Consider the following 20,323-nt stretch of genomic DNA (forward strand, 5'->3'; position numbering starts at 1 on the left):
GACAGGTGGGAGCGACGATGGCCAACCGGCAGCTCGAGAACGGAAACGGCACGCGACGCGTCACTGTGCGTGAAGGGGCCAGTCACGCGCTGCTCGATGACGTGGCCAAGCAGATCATCGAGCAGCTCCAGGAGGACGGGCGGCGTCCGTACGCGACCATCGGCAAGGCGGTCGGGCTCTCCGAGGCGGCGGTCCGGCAGCGGGTGCAGCGGTTGCTCGACGCCGGCGTCATGCAGATCGTCGCGGTGACCGATCCGCTCCAGCTCGGCTTCCCCCGCCAGGCCATGATCGGCCTGCGCACCGACGGCGACCTGGAGGCCGTGGCGGACCGTCTCGCCGAGTTCGAGGAGATCGACTACGTGGTGATCACCGCCGGCTCGTTCGACCTGCTGGCCGAGGTGGTCTGCCGCAACGACGAGCACCTGCTGGAGATCCTGCAGAAGCTGCGTGGCGTCACCGGGGTGCTGGCGACCGAGGCGTTCGTCTACCTCAAGCTGCGCAAGCAGACCTACAGCTGGGGCACCGCCTGACGGCGGCCACCCCGTCCGGGCGGATCAGGCCGCGCGCTTGGCGAGACCGAGAAAGTCCCGCCAGGCAGTCAGGGTGAAGGTGAGGATGGCGCCATCGCGGTTCTTGCTGTCCCGCACCAGCACCCGGCCGGGCAGGTTGTCGGCCACCTCGACGCAGGCGCCGCCGTTGTTGCTGCTGCGAGTGGCGGTGCGCCAGCGGGCGTCGGTCAGCTCCATGTCGTCGCCACTTCCCTGATCAGCTCGATCGATTTGCGGCGGGGGAACGCCTCACCGGAAATGCTCTCCCACCTGCGCCCCAGGGTAGCAACATCCAATGGATCGCTCACGATCTCACCGCGGAGCTGGTTGTCCAGATAGGCCACCTCGGTGCCATCGGGCAGCCGGGCGAGCATGAAGGTGCCGGCCAGCCCGGTATGCCACGGGCCGTCGGCCGGGATCACCCGGACCTGGACATGCTCCTGCTCGGCCATCGCCGCCAGGTGGGTGAGCTGGCCGAACATCACCACGCGACCGCCGACCAGCCGGCGCAGCACCATCTCGTCGATCACGGCGATGAGCTGCGGCGGAGCCTCGGCGGCCAGGATCACCTGCCGTTGGAGCCGGCTGGCAAGGATGCGTTCCACCTCGGCCGGCGGCACCAGGCCACCGGTCGCGAGCACCGCGCGGGCGTACGCCTCGGTCTGCAGCAGGCCCGGCACCACCAGTGGTTCACACGACCGGATCGAGATGGCGTCCTGCTCCAGCTCGGCCCACGGCCGGAACCAGGGCAGGTCCCGGCGGCGGCACGGCTCCGGCCAGAGTTCCGCGACCTCCCGACCCAGCACCATGGCAACGACGGCGCGGGTACGCGGGTGCGGAATCCGCCCGGACGCCAGCCAGCGCGCCGCCGTCTTCGGATCGACGTGGACCTTCTCGGCGAGCGACTCGACCGTCTCTCCCTTCTCCGCCATCGCCACCCGCAGCGCCTCGTTCGCCATCCGAGCCTCCCGTCCGGTCACGTATGGGCGGCACGGTAGCGACGCTCCGTGTCGATGTCCGTACTGAACCGGCGTGTCGCACCGGGATCTCTTGCGGGCATCGAAGGTGGGCGCCGCGTGCCCGGAAAAGGCCCCGAACATGTCCGAACGGGTCGACATCGGAGTCCCGCAGAGAATGCCTTTCGAGCTGATGTCCTAAACGACTCAGCTCGAAAGGAGGTCTCCCCCATACCCGCCACCCGATGCCGCGCGCAGCAGACCGCGAAATTCGTTGCTCCCACAGGTACCACGTGCTGAATTCGTTGCGACGAGCCGACCGGGCTTGCGTTATCGGCAGCGCCTGTGCGATAACCGTGGGCAGAGCGGCCGGTGTCACCCCTGACCGGCCCGAGACCCGATGGGGCTGACATGGCCAACGCCACCGACCACCTCTGGATGCACTTCACCCGGATGGCGAGCTACTCCGCCGGCGAGGTACCGACCATCGTGCGCGGCGAGGGCGCCTACGTCTGGGACTCGCAGGGCCGCCGCTACCTGGACGGACTCGCCGGGCTCTTCGTCGTCAACGCCGGCCACGGCCGGACCGAACTCGCCGAGGCGGCCGCCAAGCAGGCCGCCGAGCTGGCCTACTTCCCGCTCTGGTCGTACGCCCACCCGACCGCCGTCGAGCTGGCCGAGAAGGTCGCGGCGCTGGCCCCCGGCGACCTGAACCGGGTCTTCTTCACCACCGGCGGCTCGGAGGCCGTCGAGGCGGCGTGGAAGCTGGCCCGGGCCTACTTCAAGCGCACCGGCCAGCCGAACAAGTACAAGGTGGTCAGCCGCTACATCGCCTACCACGGCACCTCGATGGGGGCGCTGTCGATCACCGGCCTGCCCGGCATCAAGAGCGACTTCGAGCCGCTCGTGCCCGGCGGCATCAAGGTGCCGAACACCAACTTCTACCGGGCGCCCGAGCACGGCGACGACGCCGAGGCGTTCGGCCGCTGGGCGGCCGACGAGATCGGCCGGGCGATCGAGCGGGAGGGGCCGGACACCGTCGCCGCGGTCTTCCTGGAGCCGGTGCAGAACTCCGGCGGCTGCTTCCCGCCGCCGCCCGGCTACTTCCAGCGGGTCCGCGAGATCTGCGACGCCTACGACGTGCTGCTGGTCAGCGACGAGGTGATCTGCTCCTGGGGCCGGCTCGGCGAGTACTTCGGCGCCAACCGGTACGGCTACCAGCCCGACATCATCACCACCGCCAAGGGCATCACCTCCGGGTACGCCCCGCTCGGCGCGATGATCGCCAGCGACCGGCTGATGGCGCCGTTCCTCACCGAGACCGGCATGTTCGCCCACGGGGTGACCTTCGGCGGCCACCCGGTCTCCTGCGCGGTGGCCCTGGCCAACCTGGAGGTCTTCGCCCGCGAGGACCTGATCGGCCACGTCCGGTCCCACGAGGCGGCGTTCCGGTCCACCCTGGAGAAGCTGACCGACCTGCCGATCGTCGGTGACGTCCGCGGCGACGGCTACTTCTACGGCATCGAACTGGTCAAGGACAAGGCGACCCGGGAGACCTTCGACGAGGCCGAGTCCGAGCGGCTGCTGCGCGGTTTCCTCTCCACCGCGCTCTTCCAGGCCGGGCTCTACTGTCGCGCCGACGACCGCGGCGACCCGGTGGTGCAGCTCGCCCCGCCGCTGATCGCCGACCAGCAGCAGTTCGACGAGATCGAGCAGATCCTGCGCGCCGTGCTGACCGAGGCATGGTCGCGCCTCTGACCGGCGGCGCAGGGTCGGCCGGGACCGACCGGTCCCGGCCCGGCCCCGTCGACGCCGCCGACCCGGCCGGGACCGTCGAGGACCGGGCCGCCGTCGGGGGCACCGACCGGACCCGGGTACGCCGGCTGCCCGACCTGGCCGTCCACGACCGGGCGGCGCTGCACGCCGTGCTCGACGCCGGCCGGGTCGCGCACCTGGCCGTCGTCGACGGCGACCAGCCGTACGCGCTGCCGGTGGCGTACGCCCGGGACGGGGAGCGGGTGCTGGTGCACGGCTCCACCGGCAGCCGGCTGTTTCGGCACCTCGCCGCCGGCGCGCCGGCCGGCCTCACGGTCACCCTGCTCGACGGCCTGGTGCTGGCGCGTAGCGCCTTCGAGTCCTCGATGAACTACCGCTGCGCCATGGTGCTCGGCACCCTCACCGCGCTCACCGGCGAAGCCAAGCTGGCCGCGCTGCACCGCCTCTCCGAGCATCTGCTTCCCGGTCGCTGGGCGGAGATCCGGCCACCCTCGGCCAAGGAGCTGGCCGCCACGCTGGTGCTCGCCCTCCCGCTGCACGAGTGCTCGGTGAAGGTCAGCGCCGGCCCGCCCGACGACCCCGAGGACGACCTCGACCGGCCGGTCTGGGCCGGGGTGGTGCCGGTCGTCGAGGCGTACGGGGTTCCGCGGCCCGACCCGCGGCTGCGCTACGACCTGCCCCCACCGGAGTGGTGATGCGCTACCAGGAACTGTCGTACTGGCTGTCCACCGTGGACGAGCCGCTGACCCCGCGCCTCGGGCTGGCCGGCGACACCGACGCCGACGTGGTCATCGTCGGCGCCGGCTACACCGGGCTCTGGACCGCGTACTACCTCGCCGTGGCCGATCCGACGCTGCGGATCGTGGTGCTGGAGAAGGAGATCGCCGGGTACGGCGCCTCCGGGCGCAACGGCGGCTGGTGCTCGGCGCTCTTCCCCACCTCGCTGCCCGCGCTGGCCCGCCGGCACGGCCGGGACCGGGCGCTGGCCATGCAGCGGGCCATGCGGGAGACCGTCCGCGAGGTCGGCCGGGTGGTCGCCGCCGAGGGCATCGACTGCGACTGGCGGGCCGGCGGGACCGTGGTGCTGGCCCGCAGCGAGGTCCAGCTCGGCCGGGCCCGGGCCGCCGTCGCCGAGGCCCGCGAGTACGGGCTCGCCGAGGCCGACCTGGTGCTGCTCGACGCCGCCGAGGCCGCCGCCCGCTGCCACGCCGAGGGGGTACGCGGCGGCACGTACACCCCGCACTGCGCCGCCGTGCACCCGGCGAAGCTGGTCCACGGCCTGGCCCGGGCGGTGGAGCGTCGGGGCGTACGGATCATCGAGCGGACCCCGGTGACCGCGCTGCGCCCGGGCGCGGCCGTGACCCGCGCGGGGGTGGTCCGCGCCCCGGTGGTGGTCCGGGCTACCGAGGGCTTCACCCCGGCCCTGCCCGGGCAGCGGCGGGCCGTCGCACCGGTCTACTCGCTGATGGTGGCCACCGAGCCGCTGTCCGCGGCGACCTGGGCGGAGATCGGCCTGGCCGAGCGGGAGACGTTCTCCGACTACCGGCACGTCATCATCTACGGCCAGCGCACCGCCGACGGCCGGCTCGCCTTCGGCGGGCGGGGCGCCCCCTACCACTACGGCTCGCGGGTCCGTCCCGGCTACGACCGGGAGCCCCGGGTCTTCGCGGCGCTGCGCCGGGTGCTCGGCGAACTCTTTCCGGTGCTCGGGCCGGAGGTGCCGGTCAGCCACAGTTGGGGCGGGCCGCTCGGGGTGGCCCGGGACTGGGCCGCCTCGGTGGGGCTGGAGCGGAGCACCGGTCTCGCCTGGGCCGGCGGGTACGTCGGCGACGGGGTGGGCACCAGCAACCTGGCCGGCCGTACCCTGGCCGACCTGATCCGGGGCGCGGAGAGCGACCTGACCGCGCTGCCCTGGGTCAACCACCGCTCCCCTCGCTGGGAGCCGGAGCCGCTGCGCTGGCTGGCCGTCAACGCCGGCCTGCGGGTGATGTTCTCCGCCGACGCCGCCGAGTCCCGCACCGGCCGCCCCGCCCGCCGCGCCACCGCCTTCTCCCGCCTTCTGGGCCACTGACCCCGGCCCTCCGGAGGAGGGGGTCAGTGGGTGGGCGGGATGACCCGGAGGTGGCCGCGGCGGCCCTGTTGGGGGGTCTGGGGGTTGAGGTGGTCGTCCTCGGGGGGACGGGGAGGTGCGGGGCGGGCGGCCTCGCGTACCGCCTCGGCCAGCGCGACCAGGTCGTCGGTGGTGGGCGGCGGCGGCTCGAACTCGCCCTCGTGCCGGACCACGTCCCAGCCGCGCGGGGCGGTCAGGCTCCGTGCGTGCGGCTCGCAGAGGTCGTAGGTGTGCGGTTCGGCGAAGGCCGCGAGCGGACCCACCACGGCGGTCGACTCGTTGTAGACATAGGTCAATGTGGCGACCGCTTGCCGGGGGCAGCCGTTACGGGAGCAGCGCCGTGGTGACCTCACGGCGGCAGGGTATCCCCATTACCGGGTCCGGCGCACCGCTTCGCGTTGCGACACGCCCGTCGTGGTGATCACAATTCGTCCGATCGGCGGCCGGTCGCGGCGCACCGGCGGCGCAGCGGCGGGCGGCCGGGACCTGCGGGCTACCCTTTGCGTCATGACGAGCCCGGAGAACCGCCGCCCCGGCTCCGGCCGGCGCACCCACCGTGACCGGCACGGACGCGGGTTGCGCGGGCGGTTGGTGCCGGCCACCGTGCCGCTGGCCCGGACCAAGGCCGAGGTCTTCGACGACCTGGTGCTGGACACGGTCGAGACGCTGGAACGCCGCTTCGCCAAGGAACTGGCCGGGGTCGAGTTCGCCGTCGAGGACGTCCCGCCGGAGCTGAACGTCTACGACTCCGACGTGCTGGAGGACGGCGAGGTGCCGCTCGCCCGGCTGCTGCCCGGCCGGCCGGGCCGGCAGGAGGTGCCGCCGCGGATCGTGCTCTACCGCCGGCCGCTGGAGTTCCGCGCGATGGACCGGGAGGACCTCGCGGATCTCGTCCACGACGTGATCATCGAGCAGGTGGCGAACCTGCTCGGGGTCGACCCCGACGAACTGGCCTGAGCCCGCTCGTCGACGCGATGCCGTGGACCGGCCGGCCCCCGCCGGCCGGGTCGTCGGCCCGAGCCGGGCGGCCCCCACCGCCCCGACCCGGTACACGTCAGGCGGCGACCCGCCGCTTCAACTTGCGCCGCTCCCGCTCGGAGAGCCCACCCCAGATCCCGAACCGCTCGTCGTGACCGAGGGCGTATTCCAGGCATTCCGTCTTGACCTCACACCGCGAGCAGATGCGCTTCGCCTCGCGGGTCGAGCCGCCCTTCTCGGGAAAGAACGCCTCCGGGTCGGTCTGCGAGCAGAGCGCCCGCTCCTGCCACTCCGGCGCGTTTCCGAGCAGGTCGGCCACCTCGAGCTGGCCGTCCATCAGTTGCCTCCTTGTCGCGCACCGGCGTCATCGCCGCTGCAACCCCCCACGCGAAAGGCGTGCCTGTCCGTCCGCACCCAATTTGTTGTGTTCCGAACGAACAACCCCATTCAAATTACACGCGTGTAATGCGTGCGCCGTCAAGCCAAACTTGATAATGGAGTCGCCCTCCCGACACCTCCGGACGACCACCGAGCCGCCCGAGCCTCGCAACCTGCCCTATCGATTCAGACCCCGGACGAGTAACGCCCTCCCCGGCGAGTTGCCCGAGATTTTCGCCGTGGCGCACCCGGTCCCGGCACCGTCGGACACCCCCCGTTGCGGCTCCGGCGGGCCGTCGCCGGGCGGCTCCCGGAGTCCCGTCCAAGATCAGCATTGTGGTGGGGGAAAGGTTAACCCGGCCGCCGCAGAACCGCTCGTCGAGCCCGAAAACGCCGACCGCGCCCCGTCCACATGGTGGGCGGGGCGCGGCAGCGGGCAGGGCCGGTACGGTCAGCGCGTACCCGGGGGTGCGCTGGTCGGCCAGACGAACTCGGCGACGGCGCCGCCGGTGACCGAGATCGCTCCGGCCGGGGTCCGATCGTCCCACCAGACGGTATAGACGTCCGCCGGCAGGCCCGGATAGACGGCACTGTGGAACACCCCGTCGCGGACGTGCCGCGCCCGGACGGCCGAGTGGGTACGCGGCCCGTCCCGGCCGGCCGGACTGATCTCGATCTCCCGGCCGTGCAGGTCCGGTCCCGTGTAGACGACCAGGGCGCCGCAGTCGCCGCCCAGTTCGAGCACGACGCTGCCACGCTCCGACGGCCCGAGGGTGTGCTGGTGCTGGTGCACGCGGACGCGCCTCAGGACTTCCCGGCCGGCGGGTTGCCGAACCCGTCGTACGGGGTGCCGAGGAACGGGAAGTCGGCGAGGAACGGGGCGGTCACGTCGGCGGCGCTGAGTCCCGGGCTGAGCGTGGCCGCCGCCGGATCGGGCTTGAACGTCCTGTCCACCAGCGGCACGGTCAACCCGGCGATCGCCCGCAACGCGATGCTCACCACGTCGTCACCGACCCGCCGGCCGTTCGGGAAGCCGGCCAGGTCGCCGCCGAGCACGCCGAACCGGTCCGGCTCGCGGGTGGGCGGGATCGCCGTGTTCAGCCGCAGCATGTCCGCCTGCACCTCCCCGGTGGTGTTGGCGAAGCCGTCGATCAGGCCCGCCGGGATGCCGGTGAGCAGGATCGCCACCAGGTCGGCCCGGGGCTTCTTCGACCGGTTCAGCGCGTCCAGGTTGGGAAACACCCCCGGGTAGAGGGTGGGCAGCAGGGCGGCCAGCTCGGGATGCTCGACGAACTGGGCGAACCGCTTGTCCTCCGTGGGCGGCAGCGTGTTCCACCGGTCCTTCCTGGACATCGGCACGACGACCTCGTTGAACAACGGGTTGCCCAACCGGGAGACCTGGGTGAACGGGCCGGCCGCGGTGTCCGCGGCCACCCGGTCGCCGAGCACCCGGACCTGCTGCCGGGACGCCGTGGTCCACACCCCGATCGTCGAGGCCCGGTCGGCGTAGCCGTACCGGCTGGCCTTGCGGCGTACGGTGGCCAGCGGCACCTGCACCGCGATGCTGTGCACGTTGGTGCGGTCCAGCGCGTTGACCGGCTCACCCTCGGTCTTGAACAGCCGCTTGCCGGCCACATGCAGCTGCTGGAACGGACGGAGCGTGCCGAGGTCGAAGACGGCCCCCAGGTCGACGAAGAAACCGTCCGCCCGCTGCCCGGCGAAGACCCGCTCGCCGGTGGAGAGCCGGTAGGTGGCCTGCCGGACCAGCTCCTGGTACTTCGGGGTGGAGAGCGGCCCCACGTTGCACGGCGGGCAGGGCAGTTTGTGCGCCAGCACGCGCGCCCGCCCGTCCACCACCCGGGTCAGCCGGTAGAACTGCCGCCGGTTCCAGTTCTTGCTGTCCAGCGACTCGATCGGCCCGGTGTTGTAAAGAAAGCTGTTCGGATTCGTGATCTCGGTGCTGAATTCGAACCGATAGGTGACATCCGGATAACCGTCGCCGTCGTTGTCGAGGTGAATCTCGTACCGCACGTCGTCGCCGAACTCGAAGAAGTTCGGACCGCCCGAGGGGAGCTGCACCGGCACGTAGTTGGCGATCAACGTGACCGTGTCGGGGTGGCTCGGGCTGACGAACGCGTACAGGTCGGAGCTGTCGGCGACCGGATCCTTGGCTATCTCCGGGGCTTCACGGTGAGAGGACATGGCGGACCACACCTTCGTCGAGGGGAAGTCGATGCGGGACCGGCGCCGGGAACCCGCGCCGGGAGGAGGTCACGCCGCCGGGCGGCGCGCGCGGGTCAGTGCCGTCCGGCGGCCCGGACCAGCCGGTTCGCCAGGCCCCGGTCGCGTACCTCGATCCGGGTGGTGCCGACGAAGACGTCCAGCACGCCGGCGGCCGCGTCGCGGAGGTGGACCACGATCGGCTCGTCCCGGCGGCCCGCCGAGGGCGCGTTCTGGGCGGCCGACAGGCCCGGCACGGTGAGGGCGGCGGCGCCCAGGGTGGCGCTCGCCGCGGCGGTCAACGTCTGCCGGCGGGTCAGGCGCGGCCAGGGCCGCTTCTGCTGGTCACTGGTCATGGGCAACCTTTCCGGGCCGGCGCCGCAGCGCCCGCGGTGGACGGGGACCCGGGCGCCGCCGGAGGCCCCGGTTCGGGGTCGCCGGCGGCGGTCCTCGCCGCGACCGCCGCCGGCATCCACTGGTACGGCCGGCGGCGGGGAAAGGTTCGACGCTAGGCGCCGGCGTGACCGTACGCGGTCGTCCGCCTGCGGGCCGGCCGGCCCGCGGCCGCCGCGATCGCCCGCAACTGCTCCTCGGTACGCGCCGAGCCGTTGCCCGAGCCGGCCATCCGGGAGATCGTCTCCTCCATCAGCGTGCCGCCCAGGTCGTTGCAGCCGCCCTGGAGCATCGCCACGGTCCCGGCGTCGCCGAGCTTGACCCAGGAGCACTGGATGTTGGCGATCCGGCCGTGCAGCAGCAGCCGGGACATCGCGTGCACGGCCCGGTTCTCCCGCCAGGTCGGCCCCGGGCGGGCGATCCCGGCGAGGTAGATCGGCGCGTTGGTGTGCACGAAGGGCAGCGCCACGAACTCGGTGAAGCCGCCCGTCCGGTCCTGCACGCCGGCCAGCACCCGGAAGTGGGCCAGCCACTGCCCGGGGTGGTCGACGTGGCCGTACATCATCGTGGAGCTGGACCGGATGCCCAGCTCGTGGGCCGTGCTGACCACCTCGACCCAGGCGGCGGCCGGCAGCTTGCCCTTGGTGAGCACCCAGCGCACGTCGTCGTCGAGGATCTCCGCGGCGGTGCCCGGGATGGTGTCCAGCCCGGCGTCGCGGAGCTGGAGCAGCCACTCCTTCACCGGCACGCCGGCCTTCGCGGCGGCGGTGACGATCTCCATCGGGGAGAACGCGTGCACGTGCAGCCCGGGCACCCGCGCCTTGATCGACCGGACGATGTCGAGGTAGCCGGTGACCGGCAGCTTCGGGTCGATGCCGCCCTGGAGGCAGACCTCGGTGGCGCCGGCCGCCCAGGCCTCCTCGGCGCGGTCGGCGACCTGCTCCACGGAGAGCCGGAACGCGTCCGCGTCGGACTCCCGCTGGGCGAAGGCGCAGAACCGGCACCCGACGTAGCAGACGTTGGTGAAGTTGATGTTGCGGTTGACCACGTACGTCACGTCGTCGCCGACCGCGTCGCGGCGGACGTCGTCGGCGATCCGGCACAGCTCGTCCAGCGCCGGCCCGTCCGCGCCGAACAGCGCCAGCGCCGCCGTCTCGTTGGCCGGCGCGAGCAACGCCGCCGGATCGGCCGCGGCCAGCCGCAGGCCCGCCCGCAGGTCACCGTCCGCGCCGGCCGTGCTCCCGTTCCCGGGTACCCGCGCGGCCGCGCTCGCCGCACTCCCGTCCCCGGGTACCCGCGCGAGCGCCTCCGGCGCGATCCGGCCCGCCACCTCGGACCAGTCGCCGTAGACCTGGTCGAAGTCGCCCCGCCGGTCCCCGGTGCGCCCGGTGGTGTCGATGGTGGCGTGCAGGTCGGTCCGGCCGCCGAAGACCTCCTCCGGCTCCTGCCAGGGCCGGCCCACCGGGCGGGCCGCCTCGACGGCGAGCCCGGTGGCCGGGTCGGCGAGGGCGCGCACGTGCGGCAGCAGGCGCGGGTCCAGCCACGGGTCGCCGGCCCGGACGTACTCCGGGTAGACGGTCAGCCGCTCCCGCAGGGTGAACCCGGCGCTCGCGGTACGCCGGGCCAGCTCGTCGAGGTGCGGCCAGGGGCGCTCCGGGTTGACGTGGTCCGGGGTGACCGGCGAGACGCCGCCCCAGTCGTCGATGCCGGCCCGCAGCAGGAGGTCGTACTCGCCCTCGATGAGGTTCGGTGGGGCCTGGATCCGGGCCTTCGGGCCGAGCAGCACCCGGGCCACCGCCACCGTGGCCGCCAGGTCGTGCAGTTCCGCGTCGGGCATGCCGCGCATCGCGGTGTCCGGCTTGGCGCGGAAGTTCTGCACGATCACCTCCTGGAGGTGGCCGTACTCCCGGTGCGCGCGGCGGATCGCGAAGAGCGCGTCGACCCGCTCGGCCGGGGTCTCGCCGATGCCGATCAGCAGGCCGGTGGTGAACGGCACGCCGACCCGGCCGGCGTCCTCGAGGACCCGTAGCCGCACCGCCGGCTCCTTGTCCGGCGAGCCGTAGTGCGGGCCGCCCGGCTCCGACCAGAGCCGGGTCGCGGTGGTCTCCAGCATCATGCCCATGCTCGGCGCCACCGGCTTGAGCCGCTGCAGCTCGGACCAGGACAGCACGCCCGGGTTGAGGTGCGGCAGCAGGCCGGTCTCCTCCAGCACCGCCACCGCGCAGGCGCGCAGGTAGTCGAGGGTGGAGTCGTAACCCCGCTCGTCCAGCCAGCGCCGGGCCGCCGGCCAACGCTCCTCCGGCCGGTCACCGAGGGTGAACAGGGCCTCCTTGCAGCCCTGCGCGGCGCCCGCCCGGGCGACGGCGAGCACCTCGTCCTTCTCCAGGTACGCGGCGGGCAGCCGGTGCGGCACGGTGGCGAACGTGCAGTAGTGGCAGCGGTCCCGGCAGAGCCGGGTCAGCGGGATAAACACCTTCTTGGAGAAGGTGACCACGCCCGGTCGGCCGGCCTCGCGCAGCCCGGCGTCGCGCACCTCGCCGGCGATCCGGAGCAGGTCGGCCAGGGCGTCCCCGCGCGCGGCCAGCAGCGCGCTCGCCTCGTCGAGGTCCAGCGCCCGCCCGGCGGCGGCCCGGCCCAGCGCCCGCCGGATGCTCGCCTCGGTCGGGCCGGACTCGCTGCGATCAACCATCCGTCCAGCCTAGGCGCTGGCCGGAGCGGGCCGGACCGGCCCCGGTCAGGTCCACCGACGGGTCGGCGGCGGTCCGGGATGGACCGCCGCCGGGGGCCGTCAGCGCGGGTGGTTCGGGTCGTCCCGGTCGAAGCGCTCGGTGCGGTCACCGTCGTGCGGGGCGGGTTCGGCCGGCTGGCGCGGGATGGCCTGGGTCGGGTCGGCCGACGGCGGCTGGCCGAACGGCGGCGCCGGCTGCGGGGCGCCGTACGGGGGTCCGGACTGCGGGGCGCCGTACGGCGGGCCGGACTGCGGGGTGTGCGGCGGGGCGGTGTTGAACGGCGGCGCGGACTGCGGGTGGCCGTACTGGCCCGGCACCGGGTGGCCGGGCTGCGGCGGCGCGCCGGCACCCGGGTACCCGCCCGGTCCCGGGAAGCCGCCGGGCTGGCCGGGCTGGCCCGGGTAGCCGCCCGGCTGGCCCGGGTAGCCGCCCGGCTGGCCCGGCTGCTGCGGCCAGCCCGGCTGCGGCTGGCCGTACATGCCGGGCTGGGGCTTCGGGCGGGGGACGAAGTAGAGCGTGCGCCAGATCCGGAACACCACGAACGCGGCGATCCCGAAGATCGCCAGCCCGGCGAGCCGGCTCAGCATGCCGAGGAAGGCGTCCAGCACCGCCGCGTCGGTGAGCCGGCCGACCAGCCAGACCAGGAAGGTGAGCACGCCGAAGAGGGCGGCGAAGGCGTACTCGGCGAGCGCCACCTGGGTGATCAGCTTCGCCCTGGCCAGGGTGGGGCGCACGTGCGTGGCCAGCAGGACGGCCAACAGCGGCAGCACCGCCGACTCGATGCCGACGAACCCGTAATGGGTGGAGCCGGCCCGGTCGGTGAACGTGCCGTAGCCGTCCAGCGGCAGCAGCAGGCGCAGCAGACTCACGAAGAGCAGCACGGCGTTCGCGCCGAGCAGGACGAGCGCGGCCAGTTCGCGCAGTGGCTTGGTCACCTGGCTGGCCTGCGTCGCGTCGCTGGACGCCGGCTCGGCGGGGCTGGTCACGGACTCCCCCTGGGGACGAAGACGGACAGTTGCCGGACGTGAGCCTAGTCGCATCGGGCACCGGCCGATCGATGGCCGCGCGTGCGGAAGGATGGACACCATGCGCATCGTGGTTCTGACCGGCGGGATCGGGGGCGCCCGCTTCCTGCTCGGCGTCCGGGCGTACGCCCGGGAGGTGGGGGCCGAGGTGACCGCCGTGGTCAACGTCGGCGACGACCTGCTGCTGCACGGGCTGAAGGTCTGCCCCGACCTGGACAGCGTGATGTACACGCTGGGCGGCGGCGCCGACCCGGAGCGGGGCTGGGGCCGGGTCGGCGAGACCTGGACGGTCAAGTCCGAGCTGGCCGCGTACGGCGCCGAGCCGACCTGGTTCGGCCTCGGCGACAAGGACATCGCCACCCACCTGGTGCGCACCACCATGCTCAACGCCGGCTATCCGCTCTCCGCGGTGACGCGGGCGCTGGCCACCCGGTGGGAGCCGGGCCTGGCCCTGCTGCCGGCCACCGACGACCGGCTGGAGACCCACGTGGTGGTCGACGGCGAGCAGGGGCAGCGGGCGATCCACTTCCAGGAGTGGTGGGTGCGCTACCGGGCGGACATCCCGACCCACCGCTTCGTCTTCGTCGGGGCCGAGACGGCGAAGCCCGCGCCCGGCGTGCTGGCGGCGCTCGAGGCCGCCGACGTGGTGCTGATCGCGCCGAGCAACCCGGTGGTGAGCATCGCGCCGATCCTGGCGGTGCCGGGGCTGCGGGAGGCGGTGGCCGGCGGGCCGGCGCCCGTGGTCGGGGTCTCCCCGATCATCGGCGGCGCCCCGGTGCGGGGGATGGCCGACCGCTGCCTCGCCGTGCTCGGCGTCGAGTGCAGCGCCGCCGGGGTGGGCGGCCTCTACGCTGGCCGGTCGGCCGGCGGGCTGCTCGACGGCTGGCTGGTCGCGCCCGAGGACGAGGGGACACTGGTGCCGGCGGTGACCGTACGCTCGGCACCGCTGCGGATGACCGACGAGGCGGCCACGGCGACGATGGTCCGGGCCGCGTTGGAGCTGGTGTGAGGTTGGAGATCCTGCCGGTGCTGGGCATCGGCGACGTGACCGAGGGCGACGACCTGGCGGCGCTGATCGCCACCGCGGCGCCGTGGCTGCGCGACGGGGACGTGCTGGTGGTGACCAGCAAGATCGTGTCGAAGGCGGAGGGCCGGCTGGTCGACGTGCCGGCGGACGGGCCCGAGCGGCTCGCCGCCCGGGACGAGGTGCTGGCCGGGGAGACGGCCCGGGTGGTGGCCAGCCGGGGCGCGACCCGGATCGTGCAGACCCACCACGGCTTCGTGATGGCCTCCGCCGGCATCGACGCCTCGAACGTGGACAAGACCCGGCTGGTGCTGCTGCCGGCGGACCCCGACGCGTCCGCGCGGACACTGCGGGCCGCGCTGCGCGACCGCTACCGGCTGGACGTCGCGGTGATCATCAGCGACACCATGGGCCGGCCGTGGCGCAACGGCCTCACCGACGTGGCGCTCGGGGTGGCCGGGATGCCGGCGATCCGCGACCACCGGGGTGAGATCGACCCGTACGGCAACGAGCTCCAGCTCACCCAGATGGCGGTGGTGGACGAGCTGGCCGGCGCCGGCGAGCTGATCAAGGGCAAGTGCGACCAGGTGCCGGTGGCGGTGGTCCGCGGCTACCTGGGCGTGGGGCGGGACGACGACAACGCAGGCGCCCGGGCGTTGGTCCGCGACGCCGAGCTGGACCTCTTCTCGCTCGGCACGGCCGAGGCACGGGCGGCCGGGCTGCGCGAGGCCGCCACGCTGGCCGACGGCCCCGGCCCGACGCCGGCCGACCCGGCGGCCGTGGACCGGGCGATCGCCGCGGTGGCCGGGGTGCTCGCGCCCGGCACGGTGCTCACCCACGTCACCGACGAGGCGGTACGCGCCGGACTGGTCGCCACCGTGCCCGGCTGGCCGACCCACGCCACCGGGCTGGTGCTGGGCGTCCCGCCCACCCCGGTCGACGCGGCGGACCTGGTGCGCTTCGGGGCCGACCTGCAACGGCTGCGGACCGCGCTGGCCGCCGAAGGGGTCCCCTCGGCGCTGCTGCCGCCACCGCCCGGCACCACCGCCGGCGCCGCGCTGGCCGTCTGACCGGGCCTCGGCGGGTCAGGCGTCGAGGACGGCCCGGCCCAGCGGGGTCAGGGTGTGCAGCACCGTGTTGCGGTCCCGGTGGCTGACCAGCAGGCCGGCGTTGCGCAGCACCGTGGCGTGCTGACTGGCCGCCGCCGCCGAGATGGACAGCCGCCGGGCCAGCTCGCCGGTGGTGCACCCGTCGTCCGACGCGGCCAGCACGGCGGCCCGGGTCCGGCCGAGCAGGGCGGCGAGAGCCTCCCGGCCGCCGTCCGGCTCGGCGACGGCACCGGCGCCGACCGCCAGCCCGCCGAGCCGGTCCACCGGATAGACCAGCACCGGCGGCAGCGCGGGGTCGAGCAGCGCCACCGGGGTCCGGGCGCAGAAGAAGGCCGGCACCAGCATCAGCCCCCGACCGTCCAGGTGCAGCTCGCGGCTGTCCGGGTAGTCGACCACCTCGAGCACGCCGTCGGCCCACCGCATGCTGGGCCGCAGGCTGGCCAGCAGCCCTTCCGGCCCGCCGTCCAGCATCGCCCGGGCCCGCCGCGCCCGGTCGGCCTCGACGGCGGCCTGGATCCGCGGCCAGTACGGCGCGATGGCCACGCTCCGGTAGCGCGTCATCGAGCTGGTGAGGTGGGTCATGATCTCCGGCTCGCCGCGGGCCAGCGCCGCCGCCGAGGTGGGCAGCTCGTTCTCCTCCGCCAGCACGGTCAGGTCACGGCGCAACAGGTCGATCGGGGTGCCCCGGACCGCTTCCAGCCCCGCCTCGAAGCCCTCCCGGCTGGCGTACGGGGTGAGGAAGTCGGGAAAGTAGCCGCGCGGCGGGTTGAGCGCGAGCAGCAGGCGGAACTGCTCGGCCGCGGTCTCCGCCCGCAGCGCACGGGCCACCGAGCGGCGCCACTCCAGCAGCAGCGGCTGGCGCTCCCGGCCCTGGAGCAGGTGCAGGCTGAGGACCAGCTCCCACATCGGATCCGGGGCAGGGGCGACCCGGGTCCGCAGGATGTCCTCGCTCGAAAAGAAGATCTTCAGCATGGAGCACTCCCGAAGGCGGGCGGAGGGAAAGCCCTTACCTTCACCCCGCACTCTACCGCCGGCAGTAATCTCCATCTTTAAGCGTGGGTTGAAAGACCTCGACGGCGGCCGGGCCGGCTGGGCAGACTGCTGGTGCCCGTCGGACCAGGCGGTACCGGCGTTCGGGGGTGGGGCGGGCGACCGGGCGGCAGCACGAGGGTCCGCGGAGACACTCCGCGGAGGTGCCACCCGGTCGTTCCGTGTCCGGCCCACTCCACCGGTCGCCGGGTCACCGGCCCGGGTAGGGAGCGGACGCTCGTAGAGTGTCGGCGTGCACACCGACCTGGGGACGTACGCCGACCTGCACACCGACGCCACCGCGCTGCTGAGCCGCTGGACGGCGACCAGCCCGGCCGCCGCCACCAACCGGGACCGCACCCTGGATCTGCTGGCCGCCGGGCCGGTGGCGCTGAGCCGCGCGCACCGGCCCGGGCACGTGACCGCCAGCGCGCTGGTGCTCGACGCCACCGGTGAGCGGGTGCTGCTCTGCCTGCACGGCAGGTTCCACAAGTGGGTGCAGCTCGGCGGGCACTGCGAGCCCGGCGACCCGACGCTGGTGGCCGCCGCGCTGCGCGAGGCGACCGAGGAGTCCGGAATCGCCGGGCTGACGATCGATCCGGAGCCGATCGACGTGGACATCCACCCGGTCGCCTGCCAGGGCGGCTCGCTGCACTACGACGTCCGGTTCGCCGTGTTCGCCCCGGCCGGCGCGGCCGAGCGGGTCAGCGCCGAAAGCGCGGCGCTGGGCTGGTTCCCGCCGGACCGGCTGCCCGCGCCGCTGGCCGACGGGACCGTCCAACTGATCGCGCCGGCCCTGGCCACGCTGGCCCGCCGCACCGCCGGCTGACCGTCAGAGCAGGCCCTCCTCGCCGCGCTCCTTCAACTCGTCGACCAGCTTCTTCACGTCCTGCGCGCGGTCGCGCGGGCAGACCAGCACGGCGTCCGGGGTGTCCACCACGATCAGGTCGTGCACCCCGACCGCGGCCACCAGCCGGCCGGACTGCGGGACCACCACGCTGCCGGTGGTGTCGTGCAGCAGCACACCCGGCTTGGCGTCGCTGCCGAGCACCACGTTGCCGTCGGCGTCGGCGGGCAGCACCTCGCCGAGGGTGTGGAAGTCGCCGACGTCGTTCCAGCCGAAGTCGCCGGGGACGGTCGCCACCCGGCCGGCGGTCGCCGCCCCCTCCATCACCGCGTAGTCGACGGAGATCTTGGGCAGGGTCGGCCAGACGGTGCCCAGCACGTCGTCCTGCTCCGGGCTGCCCCACGCCGCCGCGATGGCGGTGATCCCGGCGTGCATGGCCGGCTGCTGCCGGGCCAGTTCGGCCAGGAAGACGTCCACCCGCCAGACGAACATGCTGGCGTTCCAGAGGTGCCGGCCGGAGCGGACGTAGCCCTCGGCCACCTCGGCGGCCGGCTTCTCCTTGAACTCGGTCACAGGGCGCAGCGGGCCGTCGCCCACCGGCTCCCCGGTCTCCAGGTAGCCGTAGCCGGTCTCGGGCCGGGTCGGGGTGATGCCCACGGTCATCAGCAGCCCCTGCTCGGCCCCGCCGATGGCCTGGCGTACCACCTCGGCCAGCCGGGCCGGGTCGCCGATCAGATGGTCGGCGGCAAACGAGCCCATCACCGCCGCCGGGTCACGCTCCGCGATCACCGCGGCGGCCAGCGCGATGGCCGCGCAGGAGTCCCGCGGTGAGGGCTCGACCAGGATGTTCTCCTCGGGCAGGCCAGCCAGTTGCCGGGCCACCGCCGCGACGTGCGCGGCCCCGGTGACCACCAGCGTGCGCTCCGGCGTGGTCAACGGCGACAACCGGTCAACCGTCGCCTGCAGCAGCGAGGCCGGTGTACCGGTCAGCGGGTGGAGGAACTTGGGATGGCCGGCACGGGACAACGGCCACAACCTCGTGCCACTGCCACCCGCCGGGATCACGGCGTAGAACATCAGCACATCATGCCCGAAGCGGGCACGCGGTCAGGGACGCTCGCGCCGACCGGCAGCGGCCACTCAGGACCGGGCCCGGCTCCAGGCGGCGGTGTGCACCTCGGCGCTGGACTCCCAGGTGAACTCCTTGGCCCGCTCGAAACCGGCCTTGGCCAGGGCGAGCCGGCGCTGCTCGTCGTCGAGCAGGGCGCCCAGATCGGTGGCGATCTGGTCCGGGTCCTCGCTGGTGTACGCCACCGCGTCGCCACCCACCTCGGGCAGCGAGAGCCGCGGCGTGGTCAGCACCGGCGCGGCGCACGCCATCGCCTCCAGGATGGGCAGACCGAAACCCTCCCCGTACGACGGGTAGGCGGCGACCAGGGCACCGCCGAGGAAGCCGGGCAGGTCGGCGTAGCGGAGGTAGCCCGGACGCAGCAGCCGCAGGTGGGACGGGACCTCGGCCACCGCCCGGTCGATGTCGTCGTCGTGCCCCTGGCCACCGGCGAGCACCAGGGCCGGCGGGTCGTCCCGGTCGGCCACGGCGCGGGCCCAGCCGCGGATCAGGTTGGGCACGTTCTTGCGCGGCTCCTTGGCCCCGAGGAAGGCGACGTAGCTGTTGCTGCCGAGCCCGAGGCGGGCCCGGACCCGGGCCTTCTCCTCCTCGCTCGGGGCGTGGAAGGCGGCCTGGTCGACCCCGTGGTAGGCCACGTCGATCCGGGTCGGGTCGGCGTCCAGCAGGCGGATCAGCTCGTCCCGGGTGGCCTTGCTCGGCACGATCACCCGCTCGGCGCGACGCAGCGAGGTCTTGATCGCGCTGCGGAAGAACGTCCGGCGGGACTTGTCGTAGTGCTCCGGCTCGGTGAAGAAGGTCGCGTCGTGCACGGTGACCGTGACCGGGCAGCCGGCCCGCAGCGGGCAGGTGTAGAAGGGCGAGTGCAGCACCTCGGCGCCCACCTGCTGGGCCAGCAGCGGCAGGCCGGTCTGCTCCCAGGCGAGCCGCGCCGGGCGGTGCGCCACCGCCGCCGGAGCGGGGATCACCTCGGCCGCCGGCAGCATCCGGGTGTACCGCTCCAGATCGGTGCGGAGGCTCACCACCACCAGGTCGACGGCGGAGCCGCAGACCCGGCCGAGGGCGCCGAGCAGGCCGTCGACGTATCTACCGACGCCGCCGCGGTCGGCGGGGACACTCGTGGCGTCGATGAGCACGCGGGGCGGGCGACCGGCGGTCACGGGGCGACTCCTCAGCAAGTCCAGTTGTGGGGAACAACACTGTCGGCAAGCCTACGCCGGGCCCGGGTCCCGGCGGTGACCGCGACCCGACGGTACGCCGACTTGTCCTTGTCATCGAGTACGGGCCACCGGCGCGTATCGTTCGCGCCGATGGCCGACAACATTGCCCGGGTGTTCGCCGACGCGATCGCGACCGACCCCACCCGTCCCCTCCTGACCTGGTACGACGACGCCACCGGCGAGCGCACCGAACTGTCCGGCGCGACCCTGGCGAACTGGGTCGCGAAGACGGTGAACCTGCTCGTCGACGAGGTCGCCCTCGCCCCCGGTGACACGGCCGCCGTGCTGCTGCCGCCGCACTGGCAGACCGCCGCCGTGCTGCTGGGCTGCTGGTCGGCGAAGCTGACCGTGGTGGACGCCCCGGGCGACGTGGACGTGCTCTTCGCCGCCGCCGGGCGGGCCGCCGAGGCGACCGAGTGGTCGGCCGGCGAGCGGTACGCGCTCCCCCTCGACCCGTTCGCCCTGCCGCTGCGGCAGGTGCCGGCCGGCTTCACCGACTTCGTGTCGTCGGTACGCGGCCACGGCGACCACTTCACCGCGTACCCCCAGGGGGGACCGGGGGACGCGGAGCTGCTGGCCCGCGCGCGGGCCCGGGCCGCGGAGCTCTGCCTGACCCCCGGCGACCGCGTGCTGATCGACACCGACCAGCACCCCGACCCGGTCGACTGGCTGCTGGCCCCCCTCACCGCCGGCGCCACCCTGGTGGCCTGCGCCCACCTCGACCCGTCCCGCCTGGACTCCCGCGCCGGCGCGGAAAAGGCCACCCGCACCGTCACCTAGCGTCGATCATGGAGTTGTGGCGCCCGGAAGGAGGCGTTACGCCCCCTTGGTGAGGTGCCACAGCTCCATGATCGG

At 73.9% G+C, this 20,323-nt stretch carries 21 protein-coding genes; 9 read left to right on the plus strand and 12 right to left on the minus strand.

Features of this window, described 5'->3' with window-relative positions:
• The first annotated feature begins 17 nt into the window (after positions 1 to 17).
• A complete protein-coding gene (locus AB0I11_RS08940; protein WP_357315902.1) occupies positions 18 to 530 on the plus strand; it encodes an Lrp/AsnC family transcriptional regulator in 513 nt (170 codons plus the stop codon).
• A 24-nt stretch (positions 531 to 554) separates the two neighbouring features.
• Here the strand turns inward: AB0I11_RS08940 and AB0I11_RS08945 are convergent, their stop codons facing one another.
• On the minus strand, positions 555 to 746 hold the full coding sequence (locus AB0I11_RS08945; protein WP_357315710.1) for a DUF397 domain-containing protein: 192 nt from the start codon (positions 744 to 746) through the stop codon (positions 555 to 557).
• Positions 737 to 1,507 carry a helix-turn-helix transcriptional regulator gene (locus tag AB0I11_RS08950; RefSeq protein ID WP_357315713.1) on the minus strand — a complete coding sequence of 257 codons (771 nt, stop codon included), beginning with the start codon at positions 1,505 to 1,507 and terminating at the stop codon, positions 737 to 739. Before AB0I11_RS08950 ends, AB0I11_RS08945 begins: the two co-directional genes overlap by 10 nt.
• Positions 1,508 to 1,915: 408 nt before the next feature.
• On the opposite strand from AB0I11_RS08950, the gene AB0I11_RS08955 reads away from it, so the two are divergent.
• The 3 genes from AB0I11_RS08955 to AB0I11_RS08965 are packed head-to-tail and all read left to right on the plus strand — an operon-like array spanning position 1,916 to position 5,351.
• Positions 1,916 to 3,262 carry an aspartate aminotransferase family protein gene (locus AB0I11_RS08955; RefSeq protein WP_357315716.1) on the plus strand — a complete coding sequence of 449 codons (1,347 nt, stop codon included), beginning with the start codon at positions 1,916 to 1,918 and terminating at the stop codon, positions 3,260 to 3,262.
• On the plus strand, positions 3,247 to 3,975 hold the full coding sequence (locus AB0I11_RS08960) for a pyridoxamine 5'-phosphate oxidase family protein (RefSeq protein WP_357315718.1): 729 nt from the start codon (positions 3,247 to 3,249) through the stop codon (positions 3,973 to 3,975). The genes AB0I11_RS08955 and AB0I11_RS08960 overlap by 16 nt, the downstream gene beginning before the upstream one ends.
• The gene (locus AB0I11_RS08965; protein ID WP_357315720.1) at positions 3,975 to 5,351 is read left to right on the plus strand and encodes an FAD-dependent oxidoreductase; all 1,377 of its coding nucleotides are present in this window, start codon (positions 3,975 to 3,977) and stop codon (positions 5,349 to 5,351) included. Before AB0I11_RS08960 ends, AB0I11_RS08965 begins: the two co-directional genes overlap by 1 nt.
• 23 nt (positions 5,352 to 5,374) lie before the next feature.
• Here AB0I11_RS08965 and AB0I11_RS08970 read toward each other — a convergent pair whose 3' ends face one another.
• Positions 5,375 to 5,743: a DUF3499 domain-containing protein gene (locus AB0I11_RS08970; protein WP_357315723.1), complete on the minus strand. Its 369-nt coding sequence runs from the start codon at positions 5,741 to 5,743 to the stop codon at positions 5,375 to 5,377.
• 154 nt (positions 5,744 to 5,897) lie between these two features.
• Here AB0I11_RS08970 and AB0I11_RS08975 point away from each other — a divergent pair, with 154 nt between their 5' ends.
• Positions 5,898 to 6,347 carry a metallopeptidase family protein gene (locus AB0I11_RS08975; protein ID WP_046562606.1) on the plus strand — a complete coding sequence of 150 codons (450 nt, stop codon included), beginning with the start codon at positions 5,898 to 5,900 and terminating at the stop codon, positions 6,345 to 6,347.
• Positions 6,348 to 6,444: 97 nt separating this feature from the next.
• On the opposite strand, the gene AB0I11_RS08980 is transcribed toward AB0I11_RS08975, so the two are convergent.
• From AB0I11_RS08980 to AB0I11_RS09005, 6 genes are all read right to left on the minus strand, one after another.
• The gene (locus tag AB0I11_RS08980) at positions 6,445 to 6,705 is read right to left on the minus strand and encodes a WhiB family transcriptional regulator (RefSeq protein ID WP_013284161.1); all 261 of its coding nucleotides are present in this window, start codon (positions 6,703 to 6,705) and stop codon (positions 6,445 to 6,447) included.
• Positions 6,706 to 7,197: 492 nt separating this feature from the next.
• Complete coding sequence (locus AB0I11_RS08985; RefSeq protein ID WP_357315726.1) at positions 7,198 to 7,539, minus strand: phospholipase; 342 nt, start codon at positions 7,537 to 7,539, stop codon at positions 7,198 to 7,200.
• Between the two features lie 11 nt (positions 7,540 to 7,550).
• Positions 7,551 to 8,948 (minus strand): DUF4331 domain-containing protein, encoded by a 1,398-nt coding sequence (locus AB0I11_RS08990; protein WP_357315729.1) that lies wholly within the window; start codon positions 8,946 to 8,948, stop codon positions 7,551 to 7,553.
• 95 nt (positions 8,949 to 9,043) lie between these two features.
• Positions 9,044 to 9,322, minus strand: coding sequence for a hypothetical protein (locus AB0I11_RS08995; RefSeq protein ID WP_357315731.1), 279 nt, complete (start codon positions 9,320 to 9,322; stop codon positions 9,044 to 9,046).
• Positions 9,323 to 9,474: 152 nt separating this feature from the next.
• Entirely contained in the window at positions 9,475 to 12,048 is a 2,574-nt protein-coding gene (locus tag AB0I11_RS09000; protein ID WP_357315734.1) for a bifunctional FO biosynthesis protein CofGH, read from the minus strand.
• 99 nt (positions 12,049 to 12,147) lie between these two features.
• Positions 12,148 to 13,074 (minus strand): hypothetical protein, encoded by a 927-nt coding sequence (locus tag AB0I11_RS09005; RefSeq protein ID WP_357315737.1) that lies wholly within the window; start codon positions 13,072 to 13,074, stop codon positions 12,148 to 12,150.
• A gap of 100 nt (positions 13,075 to 13,174) precedes the next feature.
• Here AB0I11_RS09005 and cofD point away from each other — a divergent pair, with 100 nt between their 5' ends.
• Together cofD and AB0I11_RS09015 are read left to right on the plus strand one after the other, a co-directional pair.
• Positions 13,175 to 14,122, plus strand: coding sequence for a 2-phospho-L-lactate transferase (gene cofD / locus AB0I11_RS09010; RefSeq protein WP_357315742.1), 948 nt, complete (start codon positions 13,175 to 13,177; stop codon positions 14,120 to 14,122).
• The gene (locus tag AB0I11_RS09015) at positions 14,119 to 15,207 is read left to right on the plus strand and encodes a coenzyme F420-0:L-glutamate ligase (protein WP_357315744.1); all 1,089 of its coding nucleotides are present in this window, start codon (positions 14,119 to 14,121) and stop codon (positions 15,205 to 15,207) included. Before cofD ends, AB0I11_RS09015 begins: the two co-directional genes overlap by 4 nt.
• 15 nt (positions 15,208 to 15,222) lie before the next feature.
• On the opposite strand, the gene AB0I11_RS09020 is transcribed toward AB0I11_RS09015, so the two are convergent.
• A complete protein-coding gene (locus tag AB0I11_RS09020; RefSeq protein ID WP_357315747.1) occupies positions 15,223 to 16,218 on the minus strand; it encodes a winged helix-turn-helix domain-containing protein in 996 nt (331 codons plus the stop codon).
• Positions 16,219 to 16,528: 310 nt separating this feature from the next.
• Between AB0I11_RS09020 and AB0I11_RS09025 the strand changes: the two genes are divergently transcribed.
• Entirely contained in the window at positions 16,529 to 17,104 is a 576-nt protein-coding gene (locus AB0I11_RS09025) for an NUDIX domain-containing protein (RefSeq protein WP_357315750.1), read from the plus strand.
• 3 nt (positions 17,105 to 17,107) lie between these two features.
• Here the strand turns inward: AB0I11_RS09025 and AB0I11_RS09030 are convergent, their stop codons facing one another.
• Positions 17,108 to 18,199 carry a sugar phosphate nucleotidyltransferase gene (locus AB0I11_RS09030; protein WP_357315753.1) on the minus strand — a complete coding sequence of 364 codons (1,092 nt, stop codon included), beginning with the start codon at positions 18,197 to 18,199 and terminating at the stop codon, positions 17,108 to 17,110.
• Between the two features lie 63 nt (positions 18,200 to 18,262).
• On the minus strand, positions 18,263 to 19,408 hold the full coding sequence (locus tag AB0I11_RS09035; RefSeq protein ID WP_357315756.1) for a glycosyltransferase family 1 protein: 1,146 nt from the start codon (positions 19,406 to 19,408) through the stop codon (positions 18,263 to 18,265).
• A 150-nt stretch (positions 19,409 to 19,558) separates the two neighbouring features.
• Here AB0I11_RS09035 and AB0I11_RS09040 point away from each other — a divergent pair, with 150 nt between their 5' ends.
• Entirely contained in the window at positions 19,559 to 20,248 is a 690-nt protein-coding gene (locus AB0I11_RS09040; protein ID WP_357315759.1) for a TIGR03089 family protein, read from the plus strand.
• The last annotated feature ends 75 nt before the right edge of the window (positions 20,249 to 20,323 follow it).

The sequence above is a fragment of the Micromonospora sp. NPDC050495 genome (assembly GCF_040655175.1).
Classification (GTDB): Bacteria; Actinomycetota; Actinomycetes; order Mycobacteriales; family Micromonosporaceae; genus Micromonospora.